The sequence below is a fragment of the Streptomyces sp. NPDC021093 genome (assembly GCF_044333135.1).
Lineage (GTDB): Bacteria > Actinomycetota > Actinomycetes > Streptomycetales > Streptomycetaceae > Streptomyces.
Map to the genome: position 1 here is coordinate 547,687 of NZ_JBIRQJ010000001.1, position 24,637 is coordinate 572,323.

The 24,637-nt window shown below is 71.4% G+C and carries 21 protein-coding genes and 1 pseudogene; 7 read left to right on the forward strand and 15 right to left on the reverse strand.

Annotation, left to right across the window (positions count from 1 at the left end; all coding sequences use genetic code 11):
* Positions 1–146 precede the first annotated feature (146 nt).
* Positions 147–827 (forward strand): GntR family transcriptional regulator, encoded by a 681-nt coding sequence (locus ACH4SP_RS02550; RefSeq protein WP_398408391.1) that lies wholly within the window; start codon positions 147–149, stop codon positions 825–827.
* 114 nt (positions 828–941) lie between these two features.
* Complete coding sequence (locus tag ACH4SP_RS02555; RefSeq protein WP_398408393.1) at positions 942–2,102, forward strand: AI-2E family transporter; 1,161 nt, start codon at positions 942–944, stop codon at positions 2,100–2,102.
* Here the strand turns inward: ACH4SP_RS02555 and ACH4SP_RS02560 are convergent.
* From ACH4SP_RS02560 to ACH4SP_RS02605, 10 genes are all read right to left on the reverse strand, one after another.
* The gene (locus ACH4SP_RS02560; RefSeq protein ID WP_398408395.1) at positions 2,099–3,229 is read right to left on the reverse strand and encodes an agmatine/peptidylarginine deiminase; all 1,131 of its coding nucleotides are present in this window, start codon (positions 3,227–3,229) and stop codon (positions 2,099–2,101) included. The genes ACH4SP_RS02555 and ACH4SP_RS02560 overlap by 4 nt on opposite strands.
* Complete coding sequence (locus ACH4SP_RS02565; RefSeq protein ID WP_398408398.1) at positions 3,216–4,061, reverse strand: ABC transporter ATP-binding protein; 846 nt, start codon at positions 4,059–4,061, stop codon at positions 3,216–3,218. Before ACH4SP_RS02565 ends, ACH4SP_RS02560 begins: the two co-directional genes overlap by 14 nt.
* Complete coding sequence (locus tag ACH4SP_RS02570) at positions 4,054–5,058, reverse strand: ABC transporter ATP-binding protein (protein ID WP_398408400.1); 1,005 nt, start codon at positions 5,056–5,058, stop codon at positions 4,054–4,056. Before ACH4SP_RS02570 ends, ACH4SP_RS02565 begins: the two co-directional genes overlap by 8 nt.
* On the reverse strand, positions 5,055–5,915 hold the full coding sequence (locus tag ACH4SP_RS02575; protein WP_398408402.1) for an ABC transporter permease: 861 nt from the start codon (positions 5,913–5,915) through the stop codon (positions 5,055–5,057). Before ACH4SP_RS02575 ends, ACH4SP_RS02570 begins: the two co-directional genes overlap by 4 nt.
* Positions 5,912–6,871, reverse strand: a complete 960-nt coding sequence (locus ACH4SP_RS02580) for an ABC transporter permease (protein ID WP_398408403.1) — start codon at positions 6,869–6,871, stop codon at positions 5,912–5,914. Before ACH4SP_RS02580 ends, ACH4SP_RS02575 begins: the two co-directional genes overlap by 4 nt.
* Positions 6,868–8,574: an ABC transporter substrate-binding protein gene (locus tag ACH4SP_RS02585; RefSeq protein ID WP_398408405.1), complete on the reverse strand. Its 1,707-nt coding sequence runs from the start codon at positions 8,572–8,574 to the stop codon at positions 6,868–6,870. The genes ACH4SP_RS02580 and ACH4SP_RS02585 overlap by 4 nt, the downstream gene beginning before the upstream one ends.
* Complete coding sequence (locus ACH4SP_RS02590) at positions 8,571–9,698, reverse strand: agmatine/peptidylarginine deiminase (RefSeq protein WP_398408407.1); 1,128 nt, start codon at positions 9,696–9,698, stop codon at positions 8,571–8,573. Before ACH4SP_RS02590 ends, ACH4SP_RS02585 begins: the two co-directional genes overlap by 4 nt.
* Before the next feature lie 77 nt (positions 9,699–9,775).
* Positions 9,776–11,527, reverse strand: a complete 1,752-nt coding sequence (locus ACH4SP_RS02595) for an urease subunit alpha (protein ID WP_398408409.1) — start codon at positions 11,525–11,527, stop codon at positions 9,776–9,778.
* Positions 11,524–12,240, reverse strand: a complete 717-nt coding sequence (gene ureA / locus ACH4SP_RS02600) for an urease subunit gamma (RefSeq protein WP_398408411.1) — start codon at positions 12,238–12,240, stop codon at positions 11,524–11,526. The genes ACH4SP_RS02595 and ureA overlap by 4 nt, the downstream gene beginning before the upstream one ends.
* Before the next feature lie 197 nt (positions 12,241–12,437).
* Complete coding sequence (locus ACH4SP_RS02605) at positions 12,438–13,019, reverse strand: TetR/AcrR family transcriptional regulator (RefSeq protein ID WP_398408413.1); 582 nt, start codon at positions 13,017–13,019, stop codon at positions 12,438–12,440.
* Between the two features lie 280 nt (positions 13,020–13,299).
* On the opposite strand from ACH4SP_RS02605, the gene ACH4SP_RS02610 reads away from it, so the two are divergent.
* Both ACH4SP_RS02610 and ACH4SP_RS02615 read left to right on the forward strand, forming a co-directional pair.
* Positions 13,300–14,499 (forward strand): agmatine/peptidylarginine deiminase, encoded by a 1,200-nt coding sequence (locus ACH4SP_RS02610; RefSeq protein WP_398408415.1) that lies wholly within the window; start codon positions 13,300–13,302, stop codon positions 14,497–14,499.
* A gap of 26 nt (positions 14,500–14,525) precedes the next feature.
* On the forward strand, positions 14,526–15,452 hold the full coding sequence (locus ACH4SP_RS02615; protein ID WP_398408417.1) for a DUF4436 family protein: 927 nt from the start codon (positions 14,526–14,528) through the stop codon (positions 15,450–15,452).
* A 7-nt stretch (positions 15,453–15,459) separates the two neighbouring features.
* Here ACH4SP_RS02615 and ACH4SP_RS02620 read toward each other — a convergent pair whose 3' ends face one another.
* Entirely contained in the window at positions 15,460–16,371 is a 912-nt protein-coding gene (locus ACH4SP_RS02620; protein ID WP_398408419.1) for an NAD(P)-dependent oxidoreductase, read from the reverse strand.
* Between the two features lie 149 nt (positions 16,372–16,520).
* On the opposite strand from ACH4SP_RS02620, the gene ACH4SP_RS02625 reads away from it, so the two are divergent.
* A complete protein-coding gene (locus tag ACH4SP_RS02625; RefSeq protein WP_398408421.1) occupies positions 16,521–17,519 on the forward strand; it encodes a GlxA family transcriptional regulator in 999 nt (332 codons plus the stop codon).
* An 11-nt stretch (positions 17,520–17,530) separates the two neighbouring features.
* On the opposite strand, the gene ACH4SP_RS02630 is transcribed toward ACH4SP_RS02625, so the two are convergent.
* Positions 17,531–17,956, reverse strand: a complete 426-nt coding sequence (locus tag ACH4SP_RS02630) for a DUF4345 domain-containing protein (protein WP_398408423.1) — start codon at positions 17,954–17,956, stop codon at positions 17,531–17,533.
* Between the two features lie 99 nt (positions 17,957–18,055).
* Here ACH4SP_RS02630 and ACH4SP_RS02635 point away from each other — a divergent pair, with 99 nt between their 5' ends.
* Positions 18,056–18,682: a TetR/AcrR family transcriptional regulator gene (locus ACH4SP_RS02635; protein WP_398408425.1), complete on the forward strand. Its 627-nt coding sequence runs from the start codon at positions 18,056–18,058 to the stop codon at positions 18,680–18,682.
* A 256-nt stretch (positions 18,683–18,938) separates the two neighbouring features.
* Complete coding sequence (locus ACH4SP_RS02640; RefSeq protein WP_398408427.1) at positions 18,939–20,813, forward strand: transglycosylase domain-containing protein; 1,875 nt, start codon at positions 18,939–18,941, stop codon at positions 20,811–20,813.
* A gap of 24 nt (positions 20,814–20,837) precedes the next feature.
* Here ACH4SP_RS02640 and ACH4SP_RS02645 read toward each other — a convergent pair.
* From ACH4SP_RS02645 to ACH4SP_RS02655, 3 genes and pseudogenes are all read right to left on the reverse strand, one after another.
* Positions 20,838–21,706: pseudogene (locus ACH4SP_RS02645) on the reverse strand (nitrate/nitrite transporter).
* Positions 21,707–21,772: 66 nt separating this feature from the next.
* Positions 21,773–23,563: an MFS transporter gene (locus ACH4SP_RS02650; RefSeq protein ID WP_398408429.1), complete on the reverse strand. Its 1,791-nt coding sequence runs from the start codon at positions 23,561–23,563 to the stop codon at positions 21,773–21,775.
* Between the two features lie 201 nt (positions 23,564–23,764).
* Positions 23,765–24,622: an LLM class F420-dependent oxidoreductase gene (locus tag ACH4SP_RS02655; RefSeq protein WP_398408431.1), complete on the reverse strand. Its 858-nt coding sequence runs from the start codon at positions 24,620–24,622 to the stop codon at positions 23,765–23,767.
* Positions 24,623–24,637: the final 15 nt, after the last annotated feature.

Genomic DNA, 24,637 nt, shown 5'->3' on the forward strand with positions numbered 1-24,637 from the left:
TGTCCGCGCTCTCGCGTCCAGTGATCCGGTCCAGCTCAACGCGCTTGACTATAGTATAGGATTCGATCGAATACTATAGCGATGAGTGAGTGCATGTGATCACGGAGAAGGGGCCGCGCTACCATCGGGCGACGAAGGAGGCTGGCATGGTTACGCGCCCGTCCGATCGGCTGCCCCTGGCCGACCAGATGTACGAGGTGCTGCTCGGGCAGTTCATGGACGGACTGTGGTCACCGGGCCAGTCGCTCAACATCGGCGCACTCACCCGCGAGCTGAACGTCAGCCAGACCCCCCTGCGCGAAGCGCTCGCCCGGCTCGAACACACCGGCCTTGTCCGCCGCGAGGCGCTCAAGGGCTACCGCGTGGCCCCGCTCTTCAGCGAGACCGAGCTGATCAAGCTGATGGACGCGCGCCTGGTCCTGGAGCCGACCCTCACCTACGAGGCGGGCCTGCGCACCACCCCCGAATTCCTCCAGGACGTCGCGGCCAGCATCGAGGACCTGCGGCGCTGTGCGGCGGACGGCGGCGCCGCGACGGTGCGCGCCTACCTGTCGGCCGACGAGCGCTTCCACTTCCTGATCGCCAAGCAGTCCGCCAATCCGTTCCTGGAGTCGGCCTACCGCTCGCTGGGCGGCCATGTGCAGCGCTTCCGGCTGTTCACCGAGCTCGGCTCGTCCGACGCGGAGTCCCCCGCCCACGACCACGCCGCCGTGTACGACGCGCTGGCCGCCGGGGACGCCGAGGGTGCGGCCGACCGGATGCGGCAGCACATCGAGAACGCGAAGGCCCGCGCGCTGAAGGACCGCCAGGCCGTACCGACCGACTGACCGTCCCGCCGAGTGGTCGTTCCGCCGGGCGGTCGGTCAAGTCAACTCCCCTTCGCCTCACGGGAGTTGCGGAAGATGCGGCCGGGGGTGCGGCGGCTGGCAGAATGTCCAGACATGTTGAGTTCTGCGAAATCCGCGACCGCGCTCCGGCGGTCGGCACGCATATCGGTCGACCTGCTGCTGGTCCTGGCGATGGCCGCGGTGGCCCTGTGGCTGCTCGGCCAGATGTGGTCGGTGGTCTGGCCGGTCGTCGTGGCCCTGTTCCTCACCACGCTGACCTGGCCGCCGGTCCGGTTCCTGCGCAGGCACGGCTGGCGGCCCGCGCTCGCCGCCTCACTGGTGACCGTGCTCTTCCTCCTGCTCTTCCTGGGCATCCTGGCGCTGATCGCGGTGCCGGTCGCGTCCGAGTCCGGCCAGCTGACCGACGGAGTGATCGCGGGTCTCCAGCAGCTGCGCGAGTGGGCCTCCGGGCCGCCGCTGAACATCGGCGACGACCAGCTCACCGGCGTCCTCGACGCGGCGGTCGAGCGGCTGCAGCACAGTGTCGGCAGCGTGGTCAGCGTCTTCGGCACGGGTGTGAGCACCGTGGTGAACAGCCTGGTCACCGCGGTGCTGGCGCTCTTCCTGATGTTCTTCTTCCTCAAGGACGGCCCGCGCTTCCTGCCGTGGCTCACCCGTCAGCTGCCCGGCCGGTTCGCCACCGACGTCCCGGTCGTGGCCGCGCGCTGCTGGGCCACGCTGGGCACGTTCGTCCGTTCCCAGGCGATCGTCGGTCTGCTCGACGCCGTCCTCATCGGCATCGGTCTGTGGATCCTGGGCGTGCCCCTGGTGCTGCCGCTGGCGGTGCTGACCTTCGTGTCCGCGTTCGTACCGATCGTCGGCGCCTTCTTCGCCGGCTTCGTCGCGGTCCTCATCGCATGGGTGTCGAACGGTCCGACGGACGCGCTGATCGTGCTCGCGATCATCGTCGTGGTGCAGCAGCTGGAGGGCAACGTGTTCCAGCCCATGATCCAGAGCCGCGGGCTCGGACTGCACGCTGCGGTGGTCCTGATGGTGGTGGTACTGGGCAGCAGCCTGGCCGGAGTGGTCGGCAGCCTGCTCGCCGTACCGGCGGCCGCGCTGATCGCGGTGATCTGGAACTACGTGCGCGACCAGCTCGGCGGACCGGGGGAGCCGGGAGAGTCGGGAGAGCCGGGAGAGTCGGGGGAGCCGGGAGAGCCGGGGGAGCCGGATGCACAGGCGGTCACGGAGCCGGAAGCGGAGCCGGTGCGCTAGGTCACCGGCTGCTGCTGTGTGACGCAGTGGATGCCGCCGCCTCCCGCGCCCAACCGGTCGGTGTTCAGCTGCTCGACGACGCGGTCCGGGTAGAGGCGGGACAGGGTCGCCTTCGCCGCCCGGTCCGCCGCCCCGTCGCCGAAGTGGGCGCTGATGACGGCCCCGTTGCAGAGGTAGAAGTTGGCGTAGGAGGCGAGGAAGGCGGGGTCGGTGGAGCGGATCCTGTCGTAGTCCGGGCCCTGGAGCTCCATGACGTCCATCGGGAGCCCGGCGGCGGTCGTCGAGGCGGACAGGATGCGGTGCTGCTGCCGGGCGTCGCGGGCGTAGGCGTCGTCGTCCGATGCGAGGGGCAGCTGGACGAGGGCCTCGCCCGCGGCCAGGAAGCGGGACGTCGCGTCGACGTGGTCGTCGGTGATGTCCTGGCCGCGGACCCCGTCGAACCAGATCACCTTGGACGCGCCGTACGCGGCACACATCGCCGTCTCCAGCTGCCGCTCCGACCGTCCGGGGTTGCGGTTGCGGTTCACCAGGCTGCTGCGGGTCGCCATCAGGGTGCCGTCGCCGTCCTGCTCGATCGCACCGCCCTCGCCGACCAGGTCGGCGCGGGTGAACGGCACGCCCACGTAGGAGGCGACCCGTTCGGCCACGAGGGCGTCCCTGGCGTGGGTCTGCTTGTTGCCCCAGCCGTTGAAGTTCAGGCCCACCGTGTCGAGGCCGCCCGCCCCGTCGGTGCGGAAGACGGGTCCCGAGTCGCGCATCCAGCAGTCGTCGACGGGGACGGTGGTGAGGACGGCGACCGAACTGCCGCACTGGGTACGGGCCTTGGCGGCGCTCGCGGGGTTGGCGCACATGACGACGGGTTCGTACTTCGCGATCGTACGGGCGATCAGGGCGATGTCCGCCTGTACGCCGCCCAGCCGGCCGCCCCAGATCGCGGAGCTGTCCGGCCAGGCCATCCAGGTGCGGGTGTGGCGGACGTCCTCGGTCGGGACGCGGAAGGGGCCCGCGGCTGAGGGGCCCGCGGCGGGGCGCGCGCCGGCCCGGGTGGCGGTCGCGAGGGCGGCGCCCGCGGCGGTCAGCCCGGCGGCTGCGAGAAATCGGCGGCGGTTGATCTCAGGTCGTTTCATGTGTGCCTCCTGAAGGGGACGTGCCTGACGGAGCCGACAGCTCCTGGCGGGCCTCCGCGATCCGCTCCGGGTTCCAGCCGGGGTGCGGTACGGACTCCAGGAGCAGCCGGGTGTACGGGTGTTGCGGCGCGGCCAGCACCTCGGCGGTGCGGCCGGCCTCGACGACGCCGCCCTGGCGCATGACGAGGATCTCGTCGGTGACGCACCGGACCACGCCGAGGTCGTGGGTGATGAAGAGGTAGCCGATCGGGGTCCGCGCGCGGATGTCCGCGAGCAGGTTGAGGATCTGGGCCTGTACGGACACGTCGAGGGCGGCGACCGCTTCGTCCAGGACGAGTACGGCCGGTTCCACGGCCAGGGCGCGGGCGATGGCGACGCGCTGGCGCTGACCGCCGGACAGGTGCCGGGGCAGTGCCTCGGCGGCGCGGGCGCCGAGGCCCACCTGATCGAGGAGTTCGCGGATCCGGGGGCCCGGGTCACGGCCGGGGAAGTGCAGGCGCAGCGTCTCGCGCAGGACCTGCTCGGCGCTGGTCCTCGGGTCGAGGGAGAGGTACGGATCCTGGAACACCATCTGCACCTCGCGGGCGCGGGCCAGCCGCTGGGCCCGGCCCCGTACACGCGGGGGCCTGACCCGGCCCCGTATCCGCACCTCCCCCGCGTCGGCGCTCTCCAGGCCGACGAGGATGCGGGCGGTGGTGGTCTTGCCCGAGCCGGAACCGCCGACGATGCCGAGCGAGCCCCCCTCGTTCAGGGTGAAGGAGACTCCGTCGACGGCACGGACGGCGTCGAAGGCGCGGTGCAGGCCGGTGACCTGGAGAAGGGGCTCAGACATCGGCGGCGGCCCCTTCGGCGGTGAGCAGGTCGGTGTGGTGGCAGGCCGCGAGGTGCGCCGGTTCCGGTAGGGGCCCCGGGGCCCGTACGAATTCCGGCACCCGCTCCCGGCAGATCCCGGTGGCCAGCGCGCACCGGTCCGCGAACGCGCAACCGGTCAGCGGCGTCCGCAGGTCGGGCGGCTGCCCCGGGATGGCGGCGAGCCGGCCGCCTGGGGCGGTGAGGCGGGGCGTGGAGGAGAGCAGGGCCGCGGTGTACGGGTGGCGGGGGCGGGCGAAGAGCGCGTCGGCGGGGCCGGTCTCGGCGATCCGTCCGGCGTACATGACGTACACGCGGTCGCTGATCGCGGCGGCCAGGTCGAGGTCGTGGGTGACGAACAGCAACCCGGTGCCGAAGTGTCTCCTGAGCCGGGTGAGCAGGGCGATCACCTCGGCCTGGGTGGTGACGTCGAGGGCGGTGGTGGGTTCGTCGGCGAGGAGGAGGGCGGGGCCGCCCATGAGCGCGGCGGCGATCATGACGCGTTGCAGCATGCCCCCCGACACCTGGCTCGGGTACTTGGTGAGGGCGCTCTCGTCCAGGCCGACCGCGTCGAGGAGTTCGACGGCGCGGGCGGTGGCGGCCTCCTTCTTCGCCCCGGCCGAACGGACGCCCTCGGTGAGGAAGTCGCCGATGCGGCGCAGCGGATTGAGGGCGGCGCGCGGGTCCTGGAAGATCATGGCGACGCTGCCCGTGCGCAGGGCGCCCAGCCGGTCGGCGCTCATGGTGAGGACGTCCTCGCCCGCCACCCGTACGGTGCCCGAGGTGAGGGCGTCGGGCGGCAGCAGCCCCAGGGCGCTGCGCGAGGTGAGGCTCTTGCCGGAGCCGGACTCGCCGACCAGGGCGACCGTCTCACCGGGCCCGACCGTGAGGTCGACACCGTCGAGGACGGGGCGGGCGGTGCCGGGCAGGGTGAGGTGCAGGTCGTGAACATCCAGTACGGGTACGGAGGTTGAGCTCATCGGTCCCTCCTGGCGACACGGTCGGCCCACCGTTCCCCGACCACGTTGAACGCGACGACGGTCAGCACGACGAGGACGCACGGCAGGATCGCGGAGAGCGGGTAGCCGTGCTGGACGGCGGTCTGCCCGTCGAAGACCATGCGGCCCCAGTCGGGCGTGAGCGGCGGCACGCCGAGCCCGAGGAAGGACAGTCCGGCCAGGTCCATCAGCGCGTAGCCGAAGTGGACGGTGGACTGGGCGAGGACGACGGGGGCGATGTTGGGCAGGACGTGGCGCAGACAGATCTGGAGCGCGGAGTGGCCCTGGACCCGGTGGGCGCTGACGTACGGGCGGGCGCGTTCGGCCAGCACGAGGGAGCGGGTGAGCCTGCTGACGTACGGCAGGTAGGCCAGGCCGAGTGCGGCGACGGGGGCGAGCAGGCCCTCCCCGTACACGGAGATGACGAGGATCGCCAGGAGCATCCCGGGGAACGCGAAGACGAGTTCGGTGGAGCGGGACAGGACGGCGTCGAGCCGGCCGCCGCGCCAGGCCGCCGCGGTCCCGACGGCGAGGCCGGCGACGGTGGAGAAGACAACGACGCCGAGCGGACCGAGGAGGGAGGTACGGGCGCCGACGAGGAGGCGGGCGAGGGTGTCGCGGCCCGCGACGTCGGCGCCGAGGGGGTGTTCGGCCGAGGGACCGGCGAGTGCGGCGGACAGGTCGACTGCGTTGGGGTCGTGGGGGGTGAGCCAGGGGGCGAACAGGGCGCAGACGACGAGGCCGGCGAAGGCGAGGCAGACGAGGTGGAGAGGGGAGCGGCCGGAACCGGCGGCGCGGATCCTGGCGAGTCCGGGCCTGCGGGTGAGGACGGCGGTCATACGGCTGCGCTCCTCGTGCCGAGGGCGATCCGGGGGTCGACCAGCGGCAGGACCAGGTCGACGAGCAGGTTGACCGCCATGAACAGGCCGACGACGAGGAGGGAGACGGCCTGGACGGTCGGGAAGTCCTTGGTGCTGGTGGCCAGTTCGAGGAGCTGGCCGATGCCGCCGATGCTGAAGGCGGTCTCCACGAGGACCGTGCAGACCAGCAGGGTGGAGACGATGAGTCCGCCGGTGGTGAGCAGGGTGGCGAGGGAGTTGCGCAGCACGTGGCGGCGGATGACCTGGCGTTCGGGGACGCCCCGGCTGCGGGCGACGGTCACGTGTTCGCTGCCGAGGGCTTCGAGCATGGCGGTACGGGTGACGCGGGCGAGCATGCCGATCAGGTAGAGGGCGAGCGCGATCGCCGGGAGGGTGAGGTGCAGGACCGTGTCGAGGAAACCGTCGCCCGCACCGCTGCTGGGGAACCAGCCGAGCCGGACGGCGAAGAGCCCCTGGAGCAGGACGGCGGCGACGAACGACGGGGTGCCGATGGCGAGGGTGGTGGCGACGAGGACGGTGGAGTCGACGGCTCCGCCGCGCACGGCGGCGATCCGGCCGAGCAGCAGGCCGACGGTGACGACCACCACGAGTGCCATCGCGACCAGCAGCAGTGTGGTGGGAAGACGGTCGGCGAGGAGCCGGGAGACGTCGGTGCGGTACGTGAGCGACCGGCCGAAGTCACCCTGGAACAGGTCGCCGAGCCACCGCAGGTAGCGCATCGCGAACGGTTCGTCGAGGTGGTAACGGGCGTTGATCGCGGCGAGGGCCTCGGGGGATGCGGAGCGGCCGGAGAGCAGGAAGCTCGCGGGGCTGCCGGGTGCCAGGTACATCGCGCCGAAGACGGCGAACGAGGCGACGAGGAGGGTGACGGCCATCTCTGCGGTGCGCCGTACGGCGAACTTCACGAAGTTCATGGCGTGGCCCCACCGGCGGATTCTCCCCCGGCGGCTTCCGCGCGGGCGGCCCCCACGTCGGCGGCCCACGGGTAGTACATGTACGCGATGCTCGTCGGCGCGCCGGTGATCCTCTTGTTGAGGAAGAGCGCGGTGGGCCACTCCGCGACCGGTATCCACGGCAGTTGCTCGGACGCGTGCCGCTGGAGCTCGGCCTCGGTCCTCAGCCGGCGGTCCCGGTCGTAGGTGGTGGTGGCCAGGTCGGCCAGGGCGTCGTACCGCTTGTCGCTGTAGCCCGCGAAGTTGAGGTAGGCGCCGGTCTTGAAGTTGGTCAGCAGGTCGAGCGGGTCGGTGATCGAGTCGTAGTAGGTGAGCGGGAACATGTCGATGCCCGTGCGCGCCCCGGGGTCGGTGAAGAGCGCCGTGAAGGCGTTGGGGGCGATGGACTTGAGCCTGACCTTCAGTCCGATCCGGCTTCCGGCGTCCTGGACGGCGGTGGCGAGCAGGGAGACGTCCTGGCCGATCGAACTGGTCGCGACGGTCAGGGTCTTGCCGGTGGCCCCTGCCTCTTCGACGAGAGCCTTGGCCTTCTTCAAGTCCCTTGTTGTCGGCGGCAGTTGACCGAATGCCGCTTTCCGTGTCCCCGGTGCGGCCCCCGCCCAGGCGGCCCGTGCGGTCAGGGAGTGGGTGGCGGTGCCCGCACCGCCGAGGCCGGCGTGCACGAACCCGGTGCGGTCCAGGGCGAGGGAGAGGGCCCGGCGGACGCGGACGTCCCCGAGCGCCCCCTTCATACGGGTGATGCCGAGGTTGACGGTGCTGAGGCCCTCCCCGAAGTGGAGGGTGCCGACACCGCTCTTCCGCAGCCGTTCGTAGCTCTCGGTGGGGATCAGGTAGCCGCCGTCGGCCTCGCCGCTGAGCAGGGCGTTCGTACGGGACGAGGCGTCGGTGAGGAAGCGGAAGACGACCTGCTTCGACTTGGCGCGGGCGCCCCAGTAGCCGTCGAAGCGGTCGAGCCGGAGCGACTGCCCCTTCTTCCACTCGCCGAGGGTGAAGGGCCCGGTGCAGGCGAGGCCGCCGGAGGTGCCGTAGTCCTTGCCCGCCCTGGTCACCCCGGCCTTGGAGGCCACCACTCCGGCGGCGGTCGCCATGTACTGGGGGAACTGCGAGTCGGGCTTCTTCAGCCTGACGGTGACCTGGAGCGGTCCCGACTTCCGGATCGAGGCGACGTTCTCGAAGTTCTGCGCCCAGGCCGCCGCGTTGGCCGGGTCCCGCTGGCGGCCGAGGCTGAAGACGACGTCGTCGGCGGTCATGGTCCGCCCGTCGTGGAAGCGCACTCCGGACCGCAGGTCGTACACCCAGGTCAGCGGGTCGGGCCGGGACGCCTTCCGGGCGAGTCCGGGTTCGAGGGTGAGTCCGGGCGTCCAGCGCATCAGGCTTTCGCAGACGTTGGCGAGGACGGTGTTCTGCGGGTAGTCGAAGGCCACGGTGTGGTCGAGGGTGGGCGGCTCGGCATAGACGGCCCAGGTGAAGGAGTCGAGTTCGCCCCGGGCCCGGGGGGTGCCGGCGGACAGGGCGAACGAAGCCGCCCTGTCGCGGGGCGGCCCGGCGCAGGCGGCGAGCACGGCGACCGGGAGCAGCACGGCGAGCGCCGTGCGGGCGGTCCTGCGACGCGGTCCTGGCCGGAGCCTCGGCGGGAAGCGGGGTGGTGGTGGGGTCGTCGTCATGTCGTCGCGCCCGCTTCCGTCGCGTCGTGCCGCACGGCGGGGACCTGCTGGGTGACGTCGTGCCGTGCGACCGGGACCTGTACGTCGTGCCGTGCGGCGAGGACCTGCTGGGTGACGCCGTGCCGCACGGCCGGGACCTGCTGGGTGATGCAGTGCACGCCGCCCCCGCCCCACGCGACGACCTTCGCCTCCACTCCGACCACCTCGCGGTCCGGGTAGACCCCCGCGAGCACCTCCAGCGCCGCCTTGTCCTGCTCCACCCCGGCCACCGGTACGACGACACCGCCGTTGGCGAGGTAGTGGTTGAGGTACGAGACCTCCACGCGTACGCCCGCGACCTCGGCGAACGCGGTCTGCGGAAGGTCGACGACCTTCAGGGCGCGCCCCTTGGCGTCGGTCGAGGCCTCCAGGACCGCCCGGTTGGCCCGCATCCGGGCGTGGTCGGGGTGCTCGGGGTCGTCCGGCAGGGAGACGACGACCCTGCCGGGCGCCGCGAAGGCGCACACCCCGTCCACGTGCCCGTCGGTCTCGGCGTCGAGCAGCCCGCCGTACGGCAGCCAGATCACCTTCTCGACCCCGAGCCGCGCCTTCAGCTCGTCCTCGATCTGCTCGCGGTTCAGGCCGGGGTTGCGGTTGGGGTGCAGGAGGCACTGTTCGGTGGTGATGAGGGTGCCTTCGCCGTCGACGGTGATCGACCCGCCCTCCAGGATCATGGCGGAGGGGATCCGCTCGACGTCCAGGTGCTCCAGGAGCAGGGCGCTGATCCGGTCGTCGGAGTCGTACGGGTGGTGCTTGCCGCCCCAGGCGTTGAAGCGGAAGTCGACTCCGGCCCTGCGCCCTTCGCCGTCCAGGACGAAGAGCGGCGCGGAGTCCCGGAACCACGCGTCGTCCAGGGGCAGTTCGACCACGGTGACCCCGTCGCCGCAGTGGGCGCGGGCGTCGTCGCCGCAGCCCGGTGGAGCGACCATGGTGACGGGCTCGAAGCGGGCGACGGCGCGGGCGACGGCGGCGTACTCCCGCCGCACGGCGTCCAGGACGCCTTCCCACAGGTCCACACGGGTGGGCCAGGCCATCAGGCAGCCTTCGTGCTCGGACCACTCTGCGGGCATGCGGAACTCAGTCATTGCTCAACTCGTCTCAGCTGAAAGGAGATTGACGGAACGTCAGAGAAAGTGTTCAGAGGGAGTGCTCAGAGGGAGTGTCAGAGGAAATAGAGGCGGCTGAGGGAGACCTCTTCCGCCGGTTCGGAGCGCAGGGGCGTGCCGTCCAGCGTCACCAGGCCGTCGCGCGCGTCGACCTGGACGTCACCCGTGCGGGTGTTGCCGATCAGGTCCGCGGGGCCGATGCCCCGGGTGCCGCGCACGGCGACCCGGCGACGGCGGGTCGCCATGGCGTCGTACGGCCGGCCGAAGGATCCCGACTCGGCGGCGGCCCGGCTGACGAAGGCCACCGAGAGGTCCGCGGGCGTGGCGCCGTGCGCACCGAACAGCGGCCCGAGGACGAGGGGTTCGCAGGTGTCGGTGGCGGCGTTCGGGTCGCCGGTCACCCCGTACGCGGGGAAGCCGTTCTTGATGACCATCTGCGGTTTCGCGCCGAAGAACGGCGGCCGCCACAGCACGATGTCCGCCATCTTGCCGACCTCGATCGACCCGATCTCGTGGGCGAGGCCGTGGGCGATGGCCGGGTTGATGGTGAGCTTGGCGAGGTAGCGCAGGACGCGCACGTTGTCGTCGTACGCGCTGTCGCCCTCCAGCGGGCCCAACTCGCCCTTCATCTTCCCGGCCATGGCGAACGTCCGGCGCACGGTCTCTCCCGCCCGGCCCATGCCCTGGGCGTCCGACGAGGTGATCCCGATGGCCCCGAGGTCGTGCAGTACGTCCTCGGCGCCCATGGTCCCGGCCCGGATGCGGTCTCTGGCCATGGCGGCGTCGCCGGGCAGGTCGGTCTTCAGGGCGTGGACGGAGACGATCATCCCGTAGTGCTCGGCGACGGCGTCGCGCCCGAAGGGAAGCGTGGGATTGGTGGACGAGCCGATCACATTCGGCACACCCGCCATCTTCAGGACGTTGGGTACGTGTCCGCCGCCGCAGCCCTCGATGTGGAAGGCGTGGATCGTACGGCCTTCGAGGACCTTGAGGGTGTCCTCGACGGACAGGCACTCGTTCAACCCGTCGCTGTGCAGGGCCACTTGGACATCGTGTTCCTCGGCGACCCTGAGCGCGGTGTCCAGCGCACGTGCGTGCGCCCCCATGTCCTCGTGAACCTTGAATCCGGAGGCCCCGCCCTCGGCGAGCGCCTCGACGAGGGGTGCACCGTCCGACGACGAACCCCGGGCCAGGAAGCCGATGTTGACGGGCCAGGCGTCGAAGGCGCTGAAGGCGTGGCGCAGCGCCCAGGGCGAGTTGACGCCGACGCCCCAGCTGGGCCCGATCTCCTGACCGATGATCGTGGTGACGCCGCTGGCGAGCGACGCCTCCATGATCCGCGGGGAGAGGAGGTGGACATGCGTGTCGACGGCTCCGGCGGTGGCGATCAGACCCTCGCCCGGAATCATCGTCGTCCCGGTGGAGACGACGACGTCGACCCCGTCGAGGGTGTCGGGGTTGCCCGCCCGCCCGATCGCGTGGATCCGCCCCTCCCGTATCCCGATCGACGTCTTGCGGATGCCCTGCACGGCGTCGATGACGAGGACGTTGGTGATCACGACGTCGCAGGTCTCGCGGACGGCGGCGGCCTTGAGGTGCATGCCGTCCCGGGCGGTCTTGCCGAAGCCCGCGAGGAACTCGTCGCCCGGCCGCTGCGAGTCGGACTCGACGCGCACGACGAGCCCGGAGTCCCCGAGCCGGACCCGGTCCCCCGCGCGGGGGCCGTGCACGGAGGCGTATTCGTACGGGTCGATGTGGCGGCTCGCGCCGGGTGCGCAGTGGTCGCTGTGCCGGGTCGGCCGGCTCATCCCCGTGCCCCCTTCAACCGGTCCGTACCCAGGTACCCGCGGGCCGCGGCCCGCCCGAGCGCGCGGTCCCTGGCGCCCGGCGCGTCGAGGGGGCCGTCCACGAGCCCCGCGAAGCCGATGACGACGCGCGAGCCCCCGATCGGGACGAGGCCCACGTCGACGGACTGTCCGGCGTCGAACCTGGTGGACGCTCCGGCGGGGGCGGCGAGCCGCATCCCGTAGGCGGCGGCCCGGTCGAAGTCGAGCCGCGGGTTGGCCTCGAAGAAGTGGAAGTGCGAGGTCACGCTGACCGGGACGGTCGCGGTGTTGCGCACGGTCAGGGTCACGACCGGTTCCGGCGCGGTGATCGCGCCGGGACCGGGCAGCACGGCGCCGGGGGCACCGTCGTTCAGGACCCGGTCGCCGAGCGGCCCGCCGAACGGCTCGGCGACGGCGGCGAGCCGGGAGCCGTCGTCGAAGACGGCCTCGACCTGGACCTCGGTGACCACGTCGACGACGCCGGGCAGCACGTCGTCGGGCCCGAGGACGGTACGTCCCCGCTGAACGGCATCGGCCAGCCGCAGGCCGTCCCTGGCCGCCTCGCAGACGGTGTCCGCGATGAGCGCGGTCGCCTCGGGGACGTTGAGCCGCAGGCCTCGGGCACGGCGGGCCCTGGCGAGTTCGGCGGCGGTGAACAGGAGCAGACGGTCCCGCTCGGTGGGGGTCAGCGGCATGCCGACCTCGCGTACGTGACGTACATGGGGGTCTTCCTTTCGCCCCCTGCGAGAAGGGGAGAGGGCTGGAGAGCGCTCACTGTGGCACTGACTGAAAATTCAGTCAATACATTCGGCGCATCGAACCCCTGGGGTGCGCGGTACCCCGGGAAGCGCGATACCCCCCCCCGGGAGGCAGCCCGGCCCCGCCCCGCCCCCTACAGCTGGCGCAGCCCGCCCAGCTCCACCTCGATCGCCTCCCGCACGAGCGTCTGCGCGTGCTCAATCCCGAGGCTGCCGCACAGCCAGCGCATGCTCAGGCCCTGAATGAGGGCGGTGAGCCGTTCGGCGGCGGAGGCGAGCGAGGCCGCCGACGCCATGGGCCGCACCTGCCCGAGCAGCCCGGCCACCTCCTGCACCCACTGCAGCGTCGCGCGGGCGAGGTCCTCGCGGAGCACGGGGTCGAAGACGGCGCTGGCCTGCAGCTCGCCCCAGGCGGAGCTGTTCTCCCGTACCTCGGGGGTGTCCTGGAGCTCCAGGAGGAGGACCTGCTCCAGCTCCTCGCGCGGGCCGAGCGGCTCCGCGTCGGGGTCCTCGGTGGTGGTGTACCGCTCGGCGCGGTCGTTGATGAACTCCAGCGTGTGGCGCAGGATTCCGGTGCGGTCCTTGAAGTGGTAGTAGATCAAGCCGGTGGAGACCCCGGCCTCGGTGGCCAATTCCTCCACGCGGAGCCCGCGGACCCCGCGCCGGGCGATCACCCGGGCGGCCGCTTCAAGGATCTGAGTACTACGAGACGCCATGCCCTGAACCCTATCCGGACCGCCGGGGCAACCGAACTGGGGTTTGACTGAAAATCCAGTCAGTGTCACAGTGGCGTCGTTCCCGGACACCCCCACACGTCACATCACGCTGCATCCCCACGGGACGGCAACCGCTGTTTCCCCACGGGACGGCAACCGCTGTTTCCCCACGGGACGGCAACCGCGTGAAGTCCGGGACCGCGATCCCCGCCGCCGTGCGCGTCACCACGATGCGCTCGCCGCCGCCGGATAGCCTCGCCAGCCCACGATCGGAGTCCCCATGCCCCGCCTCCCCCTCTTCCGCCGCACGGCCTCCCGCCGTACGACCCTGCGCGCCTTCGCCGGCATCGGCGGCGCCCTCGCCGTCGGTGCCACCGCCTGCGGTCCGGAAGGCTCCGCGCAGGGCACGAGCCCCGAGGAGTCCACGCAGGGCACCCGTGCGAGCGGCTCCCCGGCCGCCGCGAAGGCCGAGCGGCACTTCGGCGCCGAGTGGGACAGCCACACCCGTACGTTCATGTCCTGGCCCGCCCTCGACTCCGTCTGGGAGGACGACCTCCCCTACGTACGGGAGGACATCGCCCGTATCGCGCGGGCCGTGGCGGACTACGAGGCGGTCGTGATGATGGCCCGCCCGGACCAGCGGGCGGCGGCCCAGAAGGCGTGCGGCAAGGAGGTCGAGGTCATTCCCCTCCCCGTGGACGACCTGTGGGCCCGCGACACCGTCCCCGTCTTCGTGGAGGAGGACGGCAAGGTCGTCGGCGTCGACTTCAACTTCAACGGCTGGGGCAACAAGCAGCAGCACACCAACGACGCCAAGGTGGGCCGCACCCTGCTCGCCAAGTACGGCGTCCCGCGCGTGCAGGCGCCGCTCGTCGCCGAGGGCGGTTCCTTCGAGACCGACGGCGAGGGCACCCTCCTGATCACCGAGAGCTCGATCGTCAACAACAACCGCAACCGCGGCAAGAACAGGGACCAGATCGAGAAGGAGCTCATCGAGACCCTCGGCGTGCAGAAGGTGGTCTGGCTGGCCGGTGTCCGCGGCGAGGACATCACGGACGCGCACGTCGACAGTCTCGTACGGTTCACCGCGCCCGGTGTGGTGCTCCTGGACCAGGCGTTCCCCGGCACGCCCGCCGACTCCTGGTCCCGTTCGGCCGACCAGGCACGCTCGGTGCTGAGCAGGGCCACCGACGCGCGGGGGCGGAAGTTCGAGATCATCGACCTGCCGCAGCCCGACCTGGACAGGATCACGGGCGAGGGCGACGACTTCGTGTCGACCTACGCCAACTTCTACGTCGCCAACGACTCCGTCTTCATGCCGAAGTTCGGCGACCGCAAGGCCGACGACCGGGCCCGCGGCATCCTCCAGGAGCACTTCCCCAAGCGCGACATCGTGCAGGTGAAGATCGACACCATCGCTTCCGGCGGCGGTGGCATCCACTGCTCGACCCACGACCAGCCCGGAAAGCCCGCCGCCTGACGATGCCCACGGACCAGGACCACCCCGTGCCCCGGAACCAAACCCGGAACCGGACCCGGACCCGAACCCGAACCCGAACCCGGAGCACTCTGCTGGGTACGGTCCTGGTCCTCGTCGCCGTCGCGGCGGCCGTACTCGGCGGCCTCTGGCTCCAGTTCGGCGAACGCGCGGACCAGGACGCCCGCACGACCGCGGGCAGCTCCGCCCCGGACCGCATCGACATCGACGCATCCGTCCAGCGCGTCGACGCCCTCGCCAGGGAACTGGTCCTGCGGGTACGGGTCACACCGCGCGGCACGTTCGCGGAGGCGGGCGGGATCTCCCCGACCGAGGACCTGACGCTCCAGACCTCGCCCTCGGTCCGCGGCGACCTCACCTTTCTCGCGCACCGCCGCATCGCGTCCGTCGACGTGCCGGTGACGCTGACCGGCGGGGCCGTCACGGACTACCCGTTCGACGCGTACGAGGCCGAGATGGAGTTCGGTGCGGTACTCGCGGGGGAGCCCGTCCCCGTCCGGATGTCCCTGTCGAACAGCGACGCCCTCTTCTCCCTCGACGTCGAGGGCACCGTGCTCCGGGACGCGGCAGTCTTCACGGCGGACGTCTCCCGCTCCCGGAGCGTCCTGGTCTTCGCCGTCTTCATGATGTCGGCGATGTGGGCGCTCACGGTCGCCGTGCTCATGGGCGGCTGGTTCCTCGTCGGGCGGCGCAAGGGGCTGACCTGGCCCGCGCTCAGCTGGATGGCCGCCACGCTGTTCGCCCTGGCGGCCTTCCGCAACACCGCCCCGGGGGCTCCGCCGATCGGCAGTCTCCTCGACTACCTCGCCTTCTTCTGGGCGGAGACGCTGATCGCGTTCTGCGTGATCGTGGTGGTCGTCAGGGGCGTCCGGATGGAGGGCCCACCGGTCGAGGAGGGCCCGCCGGTCCAGGACGGCCGGTCCGGCGCCACGTAACGCCTGATCACCGGACCCGGGCGGCCGCCGACTTGTCCCGCAGCACCTCGATGACGCTCGCGTAGCTGTCGGAACCGTGGCCCGCCGCCCTGGTGCGTTCCATGGCGGACTTCAGGAGTTCGGGGAGCGCGTTGTCGAGGCCGCGGGCCGCCGCGGCGTGCAGGAGGTGGTCGACGGCCACTATCTGTACGTCGACCGTGGCGTCGTCGCCCGGGTAGTGCCCGGCGTCCACCTGGGGCGCGTACGTGGTCATGAAGCCGGCCACGGCGGTCAGCCAGCGGACGGCGACGGGCGTGAAGGCCGTGGCGTTGATCTTCTCCGCGCCGACCAGGGCGGTGCCGTGCAGCCAGCCCGTCAGGGTGGACCACATCAGGCCGAGCAGGGCGGAGTCGTAGAGCGAGGCCAGACCCGGGTCGGTGCCCAGGTGCAGGGGGTCGCCCAGGGCCGCCAGGGTCGGCCGGTGGGCGGCGAAGACGTCCGGCGAACCGCTGTAGAGGAACATCATCTCCGGGCTGCCGACGCCCGGCGGGGTGGTCATGATCCCGCCGTCGAGGTAGTCGGCGCCGTGCTCGCGGGCCCAGGCGGCGGCCTCGTGGGCCTGTTCAGGGGAGCCGGAGGTGAGGTTGACCAGGGTCTTGCCCGCGAGGGCGTCGGCGACGGGGTCGAGGACGGCGTACAGCGCGTCGTAGTCCAGTACGCAGGCGACGATCAGCGGACTCGCGGCGATCGCGTCGCGGGGCGTCGCGGCGGCGCGGGCGCCGCGCTCGGCGAGGGCGTGGGCCCTGCCGGGGGTCCGGTTCCAGACGGTGGTCCGGTGGTCCCGGGCGAGCAGGGCGGCGGCCAGTGCCGAGCCCATGTTGCCCAGTCCGATGACGGTCACTGCTTCGTCGCCGGTCACTGACTGCTTGTCAGCATTCATGCTGTTGCTCCCTGTTCAGCCGCGTCTGCGGCGTTCGATCTCGTAAGAACAAGATCTCAGCGCGCAAGGGCCGGGGACAGTGGCGGTGGTGACGGCGACCACCAAATTCCTGCCATGCGTGTGGGCGTACTCGGCATAGGCTCCGGAGCATGAACCCTGGTTCCGTCGCCGTGGTCGTGCCCGAGGACATCGCGGTCTCCTCGTGGGACCTGTACGAACTGAGCATCCCCTGCACCGTGTTCGGAAAGCCGCAGGCCGACCTCGCCGACCCCTGGTACGACCTGCGGCTGTGCAGCGCGGGGGAGGAGGAGCCCCGGCCGGACGACTGGGCGGCCGGGGCCGGTCTTTCGCTGCGCACCCCGTACGGGCTCGACGACCTGGTGGGGGCCGACACCGTCGTCGTCGCCTCGGTGCCCGACTCCTGCGTCGAGGAGGGCAGACCGCTGTCCCCGGCGCTGATCACGGCACTGCGCCGGGCCTACGACGCGGGCGCCCGCATGGTCTCCCTGTGCACGGGCGCCTTCGCGCTCGCCGAGGCGGGCCTGCTCGACGGACGCCGCGCCACCGCCCACTGGATGCACACCGCCCAACTCGCCGAGCGCTACCCGAAGGTGCAGGTCGACGACTCGGTGCTGTACGTGGACGACGGCGACGTGCTCACCAGTGCGGGGCTGTCGGCAGGACTCGACCTCTGCCTCCACCTCGTACGCCGCGACCTCGGCGCGCACGTCGCCAATCAGCTGGCCCGGCGGATGGTGGTGCCCGCGCACCGGCACGGCGGCCAGGCGCAGTTCATCGACCTGTCCGTACCCGCCACCGACGCCGGGAGCCTGGGCCCCGTACTGGACTGGGCGCGCGCCCACCTGGACGAGCCCCTGACCGTCGAGGACCTGGCACGGCGTGCGGCGATGAGCCCGCGCACCCTGCACCGGCGGCTCCAGGCCGCCACCGGCACCACCCCGCTGCAGTGGCTCCTCAACCAGCGCCTGGGGCGCGCCCAGAGCCTCCTCGAATCGACGGACCTGCCCGTCGAGAAGATCGGCGAGCTGAGCGGTCTGGGCACGGCCAACAACCTCCGCCACCACTTCCTCAAGCAGATCGGGGTGTCCCCGAGCGACTACCGGCGGGCCTTTCCCCACCGCCGCTGAGCCCGCTCGGCTCACGCGGGCTGTGCGACGCCCTTCGTCCCGTCCGCCGCCGCTGCCGCGTGTCGCTTCTCGTCGGCGGTCGCCAGCCAGAAGTACACGGGCGGCAGGGCGAGTTCGATCACCAGGAGCACGATCTGGAACGGGTGCGGCCACCCGACGGCCGCGAGCGACAGGAGTCGGCCCGCCGCGCCCAGGAGGAAGATCCCGGCCAGGGCGCGTACGGCGGCCGCCGGTACGGGATTCTGCCGCGCCACCCACAGCCAGGCGAGGCCGTACCCGGCGAAGATCGCGGCGAAGAAGCGGCCCAGGCTGTCGATCGTCGGGCCCGCGGACTCCCCGCCGGGGACCGAGGCGTTGCCGATGACGATGTGGAAGAGGCCGATCGCCACGCAGGCGAAGCCCATGATGCGTGCGAGCACTTTGAGAGCGGTGGACATGCTGCAACCCCCGTTGTCCTGCGCCGTGTTGGCGCTTGGTAGACGTGTGTCCACTAAGGTAGTGGGGGTAAGTAGACGCGTGTCAAGTAAGGTGGTGCCGTGCCTTCCAGAACCCCCGGTGCTCCGCGCAGACGGCTCGCCCCCGACGACCGCAGGGCCCAGCTGCTCGCCGTCGGCGCGCAGCTCTTCGCCGCGCACGCCTACGACGACGTACGGATGGAGAACGTCGCGGAGGCGGCCGGGGTCTCGCGTGCGCTGCTCTACCGCCACTTCGCCTGCAAGCGCGACCTGTTCGTGGCGGTCTACCAGCAGGTGGCGGACAGTCTGCTCGCGCAGTCGCGGTTCGATCCGGCCGACACCCTGCAGGAGCAGCTCGTCGAGGGCCTGGACGCCCACATCGGGTACTTCGCGGAGCACCGCAACACCGTGATCGCGGCGAACCGCCTCATGGCCGGCGACCGGCTGGTCCAGACCGTCATCGCGAACGAACTCGACGCGCTGCGCGAGCGGGTGGTCGACGCGTTCGGCGTCACGGACGCGGGGCTCAGGGAAGCGATGTCGGCGGTCGTGAAGGGCTGGCTCGTCTTCGTACAAGTGCTGTGCGTGGACTGGCTGGAGCACGAGACGTGCACGCGCACGGAGTTGCGCGACGTGGCGATCGGGGCACTGATGGGCTCACTGGAGCCCCTGCTCAGAGCACACGGGGACGGGGTGAACTCCGGCTGAACACCCGGTGAAACGGGTCGTCGAGACAACCTGATGGCGATCCGGAACATCTCCTCTCACAAGCCCGCACCACGTCGGAGCGGACTTGTGAACGAGGAGCTGACGCATGGCCCGACACTGCAGCCGCCCGAAACGTCGCCGTGGGCTCCGCGGGGGCGGTCGACGCCGTGTGCTCCGTCGGCTCCGCGGTTTCCGTGTCGACTACCCCCGCCGGGGGCGGAGCAGATGGCGCCGCTGGGTCCCCTCGCGACTGCAGGTGCTGAGCGGGTTCCTGCTCGGAATCGGGGCGCTGGCCGGGCTGTTCACCGTGGTCTACATGTCCGTCGAGATCCCCGAGGAGAACGCCGAGGCGCGCAGGCAGGGCACCGTCTACTACTGGGCGGACGGCACCCAGATGGTGAGCGTGGGCGCGGTCAACCGGCAGAACGTGACGCTCGCCGACATACCCGACTCGGTGGAGAAGGCGGTCATCGCCGCCGAGAACGAGACCTTCTACACCGACTCGGGCGTCTCGGTGAAGGGCATCGCCCGCGCCGTCGTCAGCATGGTCAAGGGCGGTGAGACCCAGGGCGGCTCCACCATCACCCAGCAGTACGCGAAGAACACCTACCTCAGCCAGGAGCAGTCGGCCACCCGCAAGCTCCGGGAGTTCTTCATCTCGCTGAAGCTGAACAACAAGAAGACCAAGGAGGAGATCCTCCAGGGGTACCTCAACACCAGCTGGTTCGGGCGCGGCGCGAACGGCATCCAGGCGGCGGCGCACGCGTACTACGGAATCCCCGCGAAGGACCTCGACCCCAGCCAGGCGGCGCTGCTCGCAGCCCTGCTCAAGGGGGCGGAGGAGTACGACCCGGCGGGCGGAGGCGGCAACCACGAGCGCGCCGTCGAACGCTGGGAGTGGATCCTCGACCGGCAGGTGGAGACCGGCACGATGACGAAGGCCGAGCGGGCCAAGTACCTGAAGTTCCCCGAGCCCCGCAAGGCGGCCAAGCCGACCAGCCTCGGCGGCCAGACCGGCTATCTCGTCGACATCGCCAACAAGTACATCAAGAAGCGCTCGGGCCTCACCGACAAGGACCTCGGCCGGGGCGGCTACAAGGTGCGCACCACCTTTGAGAAGTCCAGGGTGCAGCAGCTGGAGCGGGCCGTGCGGGGCGTGCAGCGCAGCGACCTCGACCCCAAGAAGCGCGAGGAGGACAAGCACGTGGAGGTGGGCGCCGCCTCCGTACGGTCCGACGGGGCCGTGGTCGCGGTGTACGGCGGAGCCGACGCGGTCACCCACTTCGTCAACAACGCCGACACCGCGGGCGTCCCCGTCGGCTCGGCCTTCAAGCCCTTCGTGCTGGCCGCGGGCCTGCAGCACGGCGAAGGGGTCACCCTGGAGAGCGGCTTCGACACCGAGGGACGGCTGGTCGAGGTCTCCGTGGGCGGGGTGCCCGTCATGCGGCCGAGCGAGAGCCCCGACCGGCCGGTGGCGGGGGTCACGGCGCCGGCGCGTGCGATGCCGACGACCTTCTACGACGCGCTGCAGACAGGGGCGAACGCCCCCTTCGCGCAACTCGGCAAGCACATCGGGATGGAGAAGGTGAAGGAATTCGCGGTCGGGGCCGGACTGCACGAGAAGAGCCTGGCCCGCCTGGACAAGTCCTTCCCCCTCGGCACGTCCACCCCGAGCGCGGTCAGGATGGCGGACGCGTACACCTCCTTCGGCAACGGCGGCATGCGGGCCGAGCCCTACGCGGTGACCCGGGTGACCTGGGACGGCGCGGACGTCGAGGGATTCGAGAAACCCGAGCTCCAGCGCGCGATGGACACCAAGGTGGCGGACGACGTGGACGTCGCTCTGAGCGCGGCGGCCGGGAAGGCGCTGGCGCAGGAGGGGAAGGCCTCCGTGTTCGCCAGGCCGACGCAGGGCAACATGGTCTCCGCGGGGGCGACCGACAAGGACGACCGGATGAGGTCGGCCTGGTTCATCGGCACCACCGAGGGCCTGACCACGGCCGTCACGATGTTCCGCAGCAAGCCGGGCACCCCACAACTGCTGGGCATGCAGGACGTGGGCGGAACCGGCTCGGGACGCGGCAACGTCCTCCCGCTGCGGATCTGGAGCGCGTACGCCCTGGGGAAGTAGCCCCGCGCACAGGGCCCGCAGGGCTCACGCGGCCGGGCGCTGTGTGCGCATGCGGACGTACGCGTACACGCACCCGGCCAGCGCGAGGTCGGACAGCAGCATGAAGCCGATCGAGTACGAGTCCTTGGCGCTGTGGACGGCACCCATGAGCAGCGGCGGGTCGAAGGCCTGGACGACGGCGAAGACCGCCACGACGGCCAGTGCGACGGCGGTGACGACGGCCGGGTGGACCCGGTCCGACAGCCGGCCGCCGAGCGGCCGGAACAGGACGGTGACCAGGGCGAAACCGGCGGCTTTGGTTCCGGCGTCGGTCGGCGAGAGTTCGTACCAGGTCTTGAGGTACGTCGGCAGGTACACGCCGAACGCGACGACTCCGCCGAACCCGATGGCGTAGAGGGCGGACAGCTCCCAGGTCACGCGCAACCGGCCGGCCTGCCGCAGCAGGGCGGAGAGCGACGCGACGGGCACGGTCCGGTCGGGCCGGTCCGTGATCAGGACCGCCGCCGGCGCCGCGTAGCCGGCCAGCGCGACCGCGACCACGACGAAGGGGAGGTTCTCGCCGTGCTCGGCGATGCGCGGGGTGAAGTACCCGGACAGCGCCACACCGCCCGTACCCATCCCGAACACACCGAGCGCGAAGCCCCTCCTGGCGGGCGGGAACCAGGAGTTGACCAGCGGCACACCGATCGCGAACGTCGTACCGCCGAGCCCGAGCAGGAAGCCGACGAGCAGCGACTGCTGGAACGAGCTGAGCCCGAGGCGCTCCTTGTAACCGGCGGCCGGCGGAGCGATCAGGCCCCAGGCTCAGAGGTGAGCGTGAACCCGACCGTCGCCACCAGCAGATTGCGGTACGCGGCGGCCGAGGGCTTGCGGTCGGTGACCTCGGTGTCCATACGGATCAGTCAAGACACCGGGGCGCGGGGGACTGGGCCGTACGCAGTACCGCGCCCCGGTCGCTGCTAGCCCTGCGCGGCGTGCTCGCCGACCGCCTCCAGCGCCAGGTCCAGGCGCACCGGACGGTCCTCGCCGTGGTGCGTGGCCGCCGAGGCGCGCGGGGCGTGGCCCGCTGCCGTCGCCGCGAGGACGTACGGCCCGCCGGACGGCACCGCGAGCGAGTAGTGGCCCCCGGCGTCGGTCAGCGCGGTGCCCGCCTGGCGGCCGCGCCGGTCGATCAGCGTCACTTTGGCGTGGGCGACGGGTGCGCCCGCGGGGTCGACGACCCGGCCGCGGAACGCCGCGAGCGCCTCCTCGGCACGCGCCAGGACGGCGTCCTCCTCGCTGCTCGCCCGAAGCTGTACGTGCTGCTGCTGTACGTGCTGCTGCTGTACGGGCTCCTGTACGTGCTTCCTGGCGACGGCCGCCCGCCGCCCCGGCAGGAACAGGGCGAACGCCAGACCCACCACGACCGCGGCCGTGGCGATGAGGAACGAGATGCGGAAGCCGTGCATCGTCGGGGTCGCGACGCCGCCCGCGTGGTGCGCCGTGTTGGCCAGCACCATGCCGATGACCGCCGACGACACCGAGGTGCCGATCGAGCGCATCAGGGTGTTGAGCCCGTTGGCCGCGCCCGTCTCGGACGGGTCGACCGCGCCGATGATGAGTGCGGGCAGCGACGAGTAGGCGAGGCCGATGCCCGCGCCGACGACCACCGAGATCAGGATCGTCTGCCAGGCGGCGCTCATCAGGCCGAGCCCGGCGCCGTAACCGACAGCGATGATCAGCATGCCCAGGATCAGCGTGATCTTCGGGCCGAACCGCGCCGAAAGACGGGCGTAGAGGGGCGCGGTGAACATCATCGTCAGACCGAGCGGTGCCACGCACAGACCCGCGACGACCATCGACTGTCCCAGGCCGTAGCCGGTGGCGGTCGGCAGCTGGAGCAGCTGGGGGAGGACCAGGGAGATCGCGTAGAAGGCGACCCCGACCATGATCGAGGCGAGGTTGGTGAGCAGCACCTCGCGGCGGACGGTGGTGCGCAGGTCCACGAGCGGAGCCTGCTTGCGCAGCTCCATCACTCCCCAGGCCAGGAACACCACGACCGCCGCACCGAAGAGACCCAGCGTGGTGGAGCTGCCCCAGCCCCAGTCACTGCCCTTGGTGACCGGCAGCAGGAGCAGCACCAGTCCGATGGCGAGCCCGATGGCGCCCGCCACGTCGAAGCCTCCCTTGGCGCGCAGCGGACTCTCCGGTACGACGACCAGGGTCAGGACGATCGACAGCACCCCGAGCCCGGCCGCACCGAAGAACAGCATGTGCCAGTCGGCGTGCTGGGCGACCAGCGAGGCGAGCGGCAGCGCGAGACCGCCGCCCACGCCTATGGAGGAGGACATCAGCGCCATGGCCGAGCCGAGCTTCTCGGCCGGCAGCATGTCCCGCATCAGGCCGATGCCGAGCGGGATGGCGCCCATCGCGAAGCCCTGCAGCGCACGGCCCGCGATCATCACGAGGAGCTGGTCGGTGAACGCGCAGACCAGCGAGCCCACCACCATGATCGCGAGGCTGGCGACCAGCATCCTGCGCTTGCCCGCGAGGTCGCCGAGGCGGCCCATGATCGGAGTGGACACCGCACCGGCGAGCAGGGTCGCGGTCATGACCCAGGTCGCGTTCGAGGGGGAGGTGCTCAGCAGCTCGGGCAGGTCTTTGATCACCGGTACGAGCAGGGTCTGCATGACCGCGACGACGATGCCGGCGAAGGCAAGTACGGGGACGACAGCGCCTGTTCGGCGAGTGGAGGTCGTCGGCTGGGACATTGCGGAGGGCCTCCGGAAGGCGGTCTCGGGAACGCGGGCAGGTTACGTGTAGCCCGAACCTGTTTCCCGGGGCGACTATTCCGACGATTGCCGTACGAGCGGAATCCTTGACCTACTCATTGCACGCCCCACGCCCCACGCCCCACGCCCCACGCCCCACGCCCCATGCCCCACGCCCATGCCCTGCGCCCCGTACCCGGGTTACTTGCCCAGCCACTGCTCGATGCTGCGTCCGTAGCTGTCCAACGTGCGTTCCACAGTGCTGCCGTCCTCCGAGGGCAGCAGCGTGAGGACCCGGGTGATCCCCGCCTCCGCGCACTGTTCGAGCACCCTCGGGTCGTGCGGCAGCCCGGCAAGCACCACCGGGAGCGGGCCGCGGCCCGTCTCCTCGGCGCGGGAGCGCAGTTCCGCCACCCGGCGCAGGGTGCGGAGGAAGGTCTCGTGGTTCGCGTAGTCCGGCAGCCAGCCGTCCCCGTAGGCGAGCACGCGGTCGAGGACGGTCGGGCCCATGCCGCCGATCAGGACCGGCGGGTGCGGTCGCTGCACGGGCTTGGGCCACGACCACATCCGCTCGAAGGAGACGTGCTTGCCGTGGAAGGCTGCCTCGTCCTGCTGCCAGATCGTCCTGATCGCTTCGGCGTGCTCCTTCATCCTGGCGAACCGGCGGGCCGGGTCGACCCCGTGATGGATCATCTCCTGCTCGACCCAGCCCGCCCCGATGCCGAAGTCGACCCGGCCTGCGGAGAGTTGATCGACCGAGGCGACCGTCTTCGCCAGCACGATGGGGTCGTGCTGGGCGACCAGACAGATCGCGCTGCCCACCCTGAGGCTGCTGGTCGTGGCCGCGGCGGCGGTCGCGGCCACGAAGGGGTCGAGCGTGCTGCTGAAGATCGGGGGGAGCTGTGCGGTCTGGGGCGTCACCGGCAGGTGGGTGTGCTCGGCGAAGTACAGCGCGCTGTGGCCGCGCTCCTCCACCGTGCGCGCGAGAGTGCCGGGGGACACGGCGGAAGCCGTGGCGAAGATGGTGACTCCGGTTTCGATGAGCTGACCTCTTCTCATTTCCGTACGGGGGCG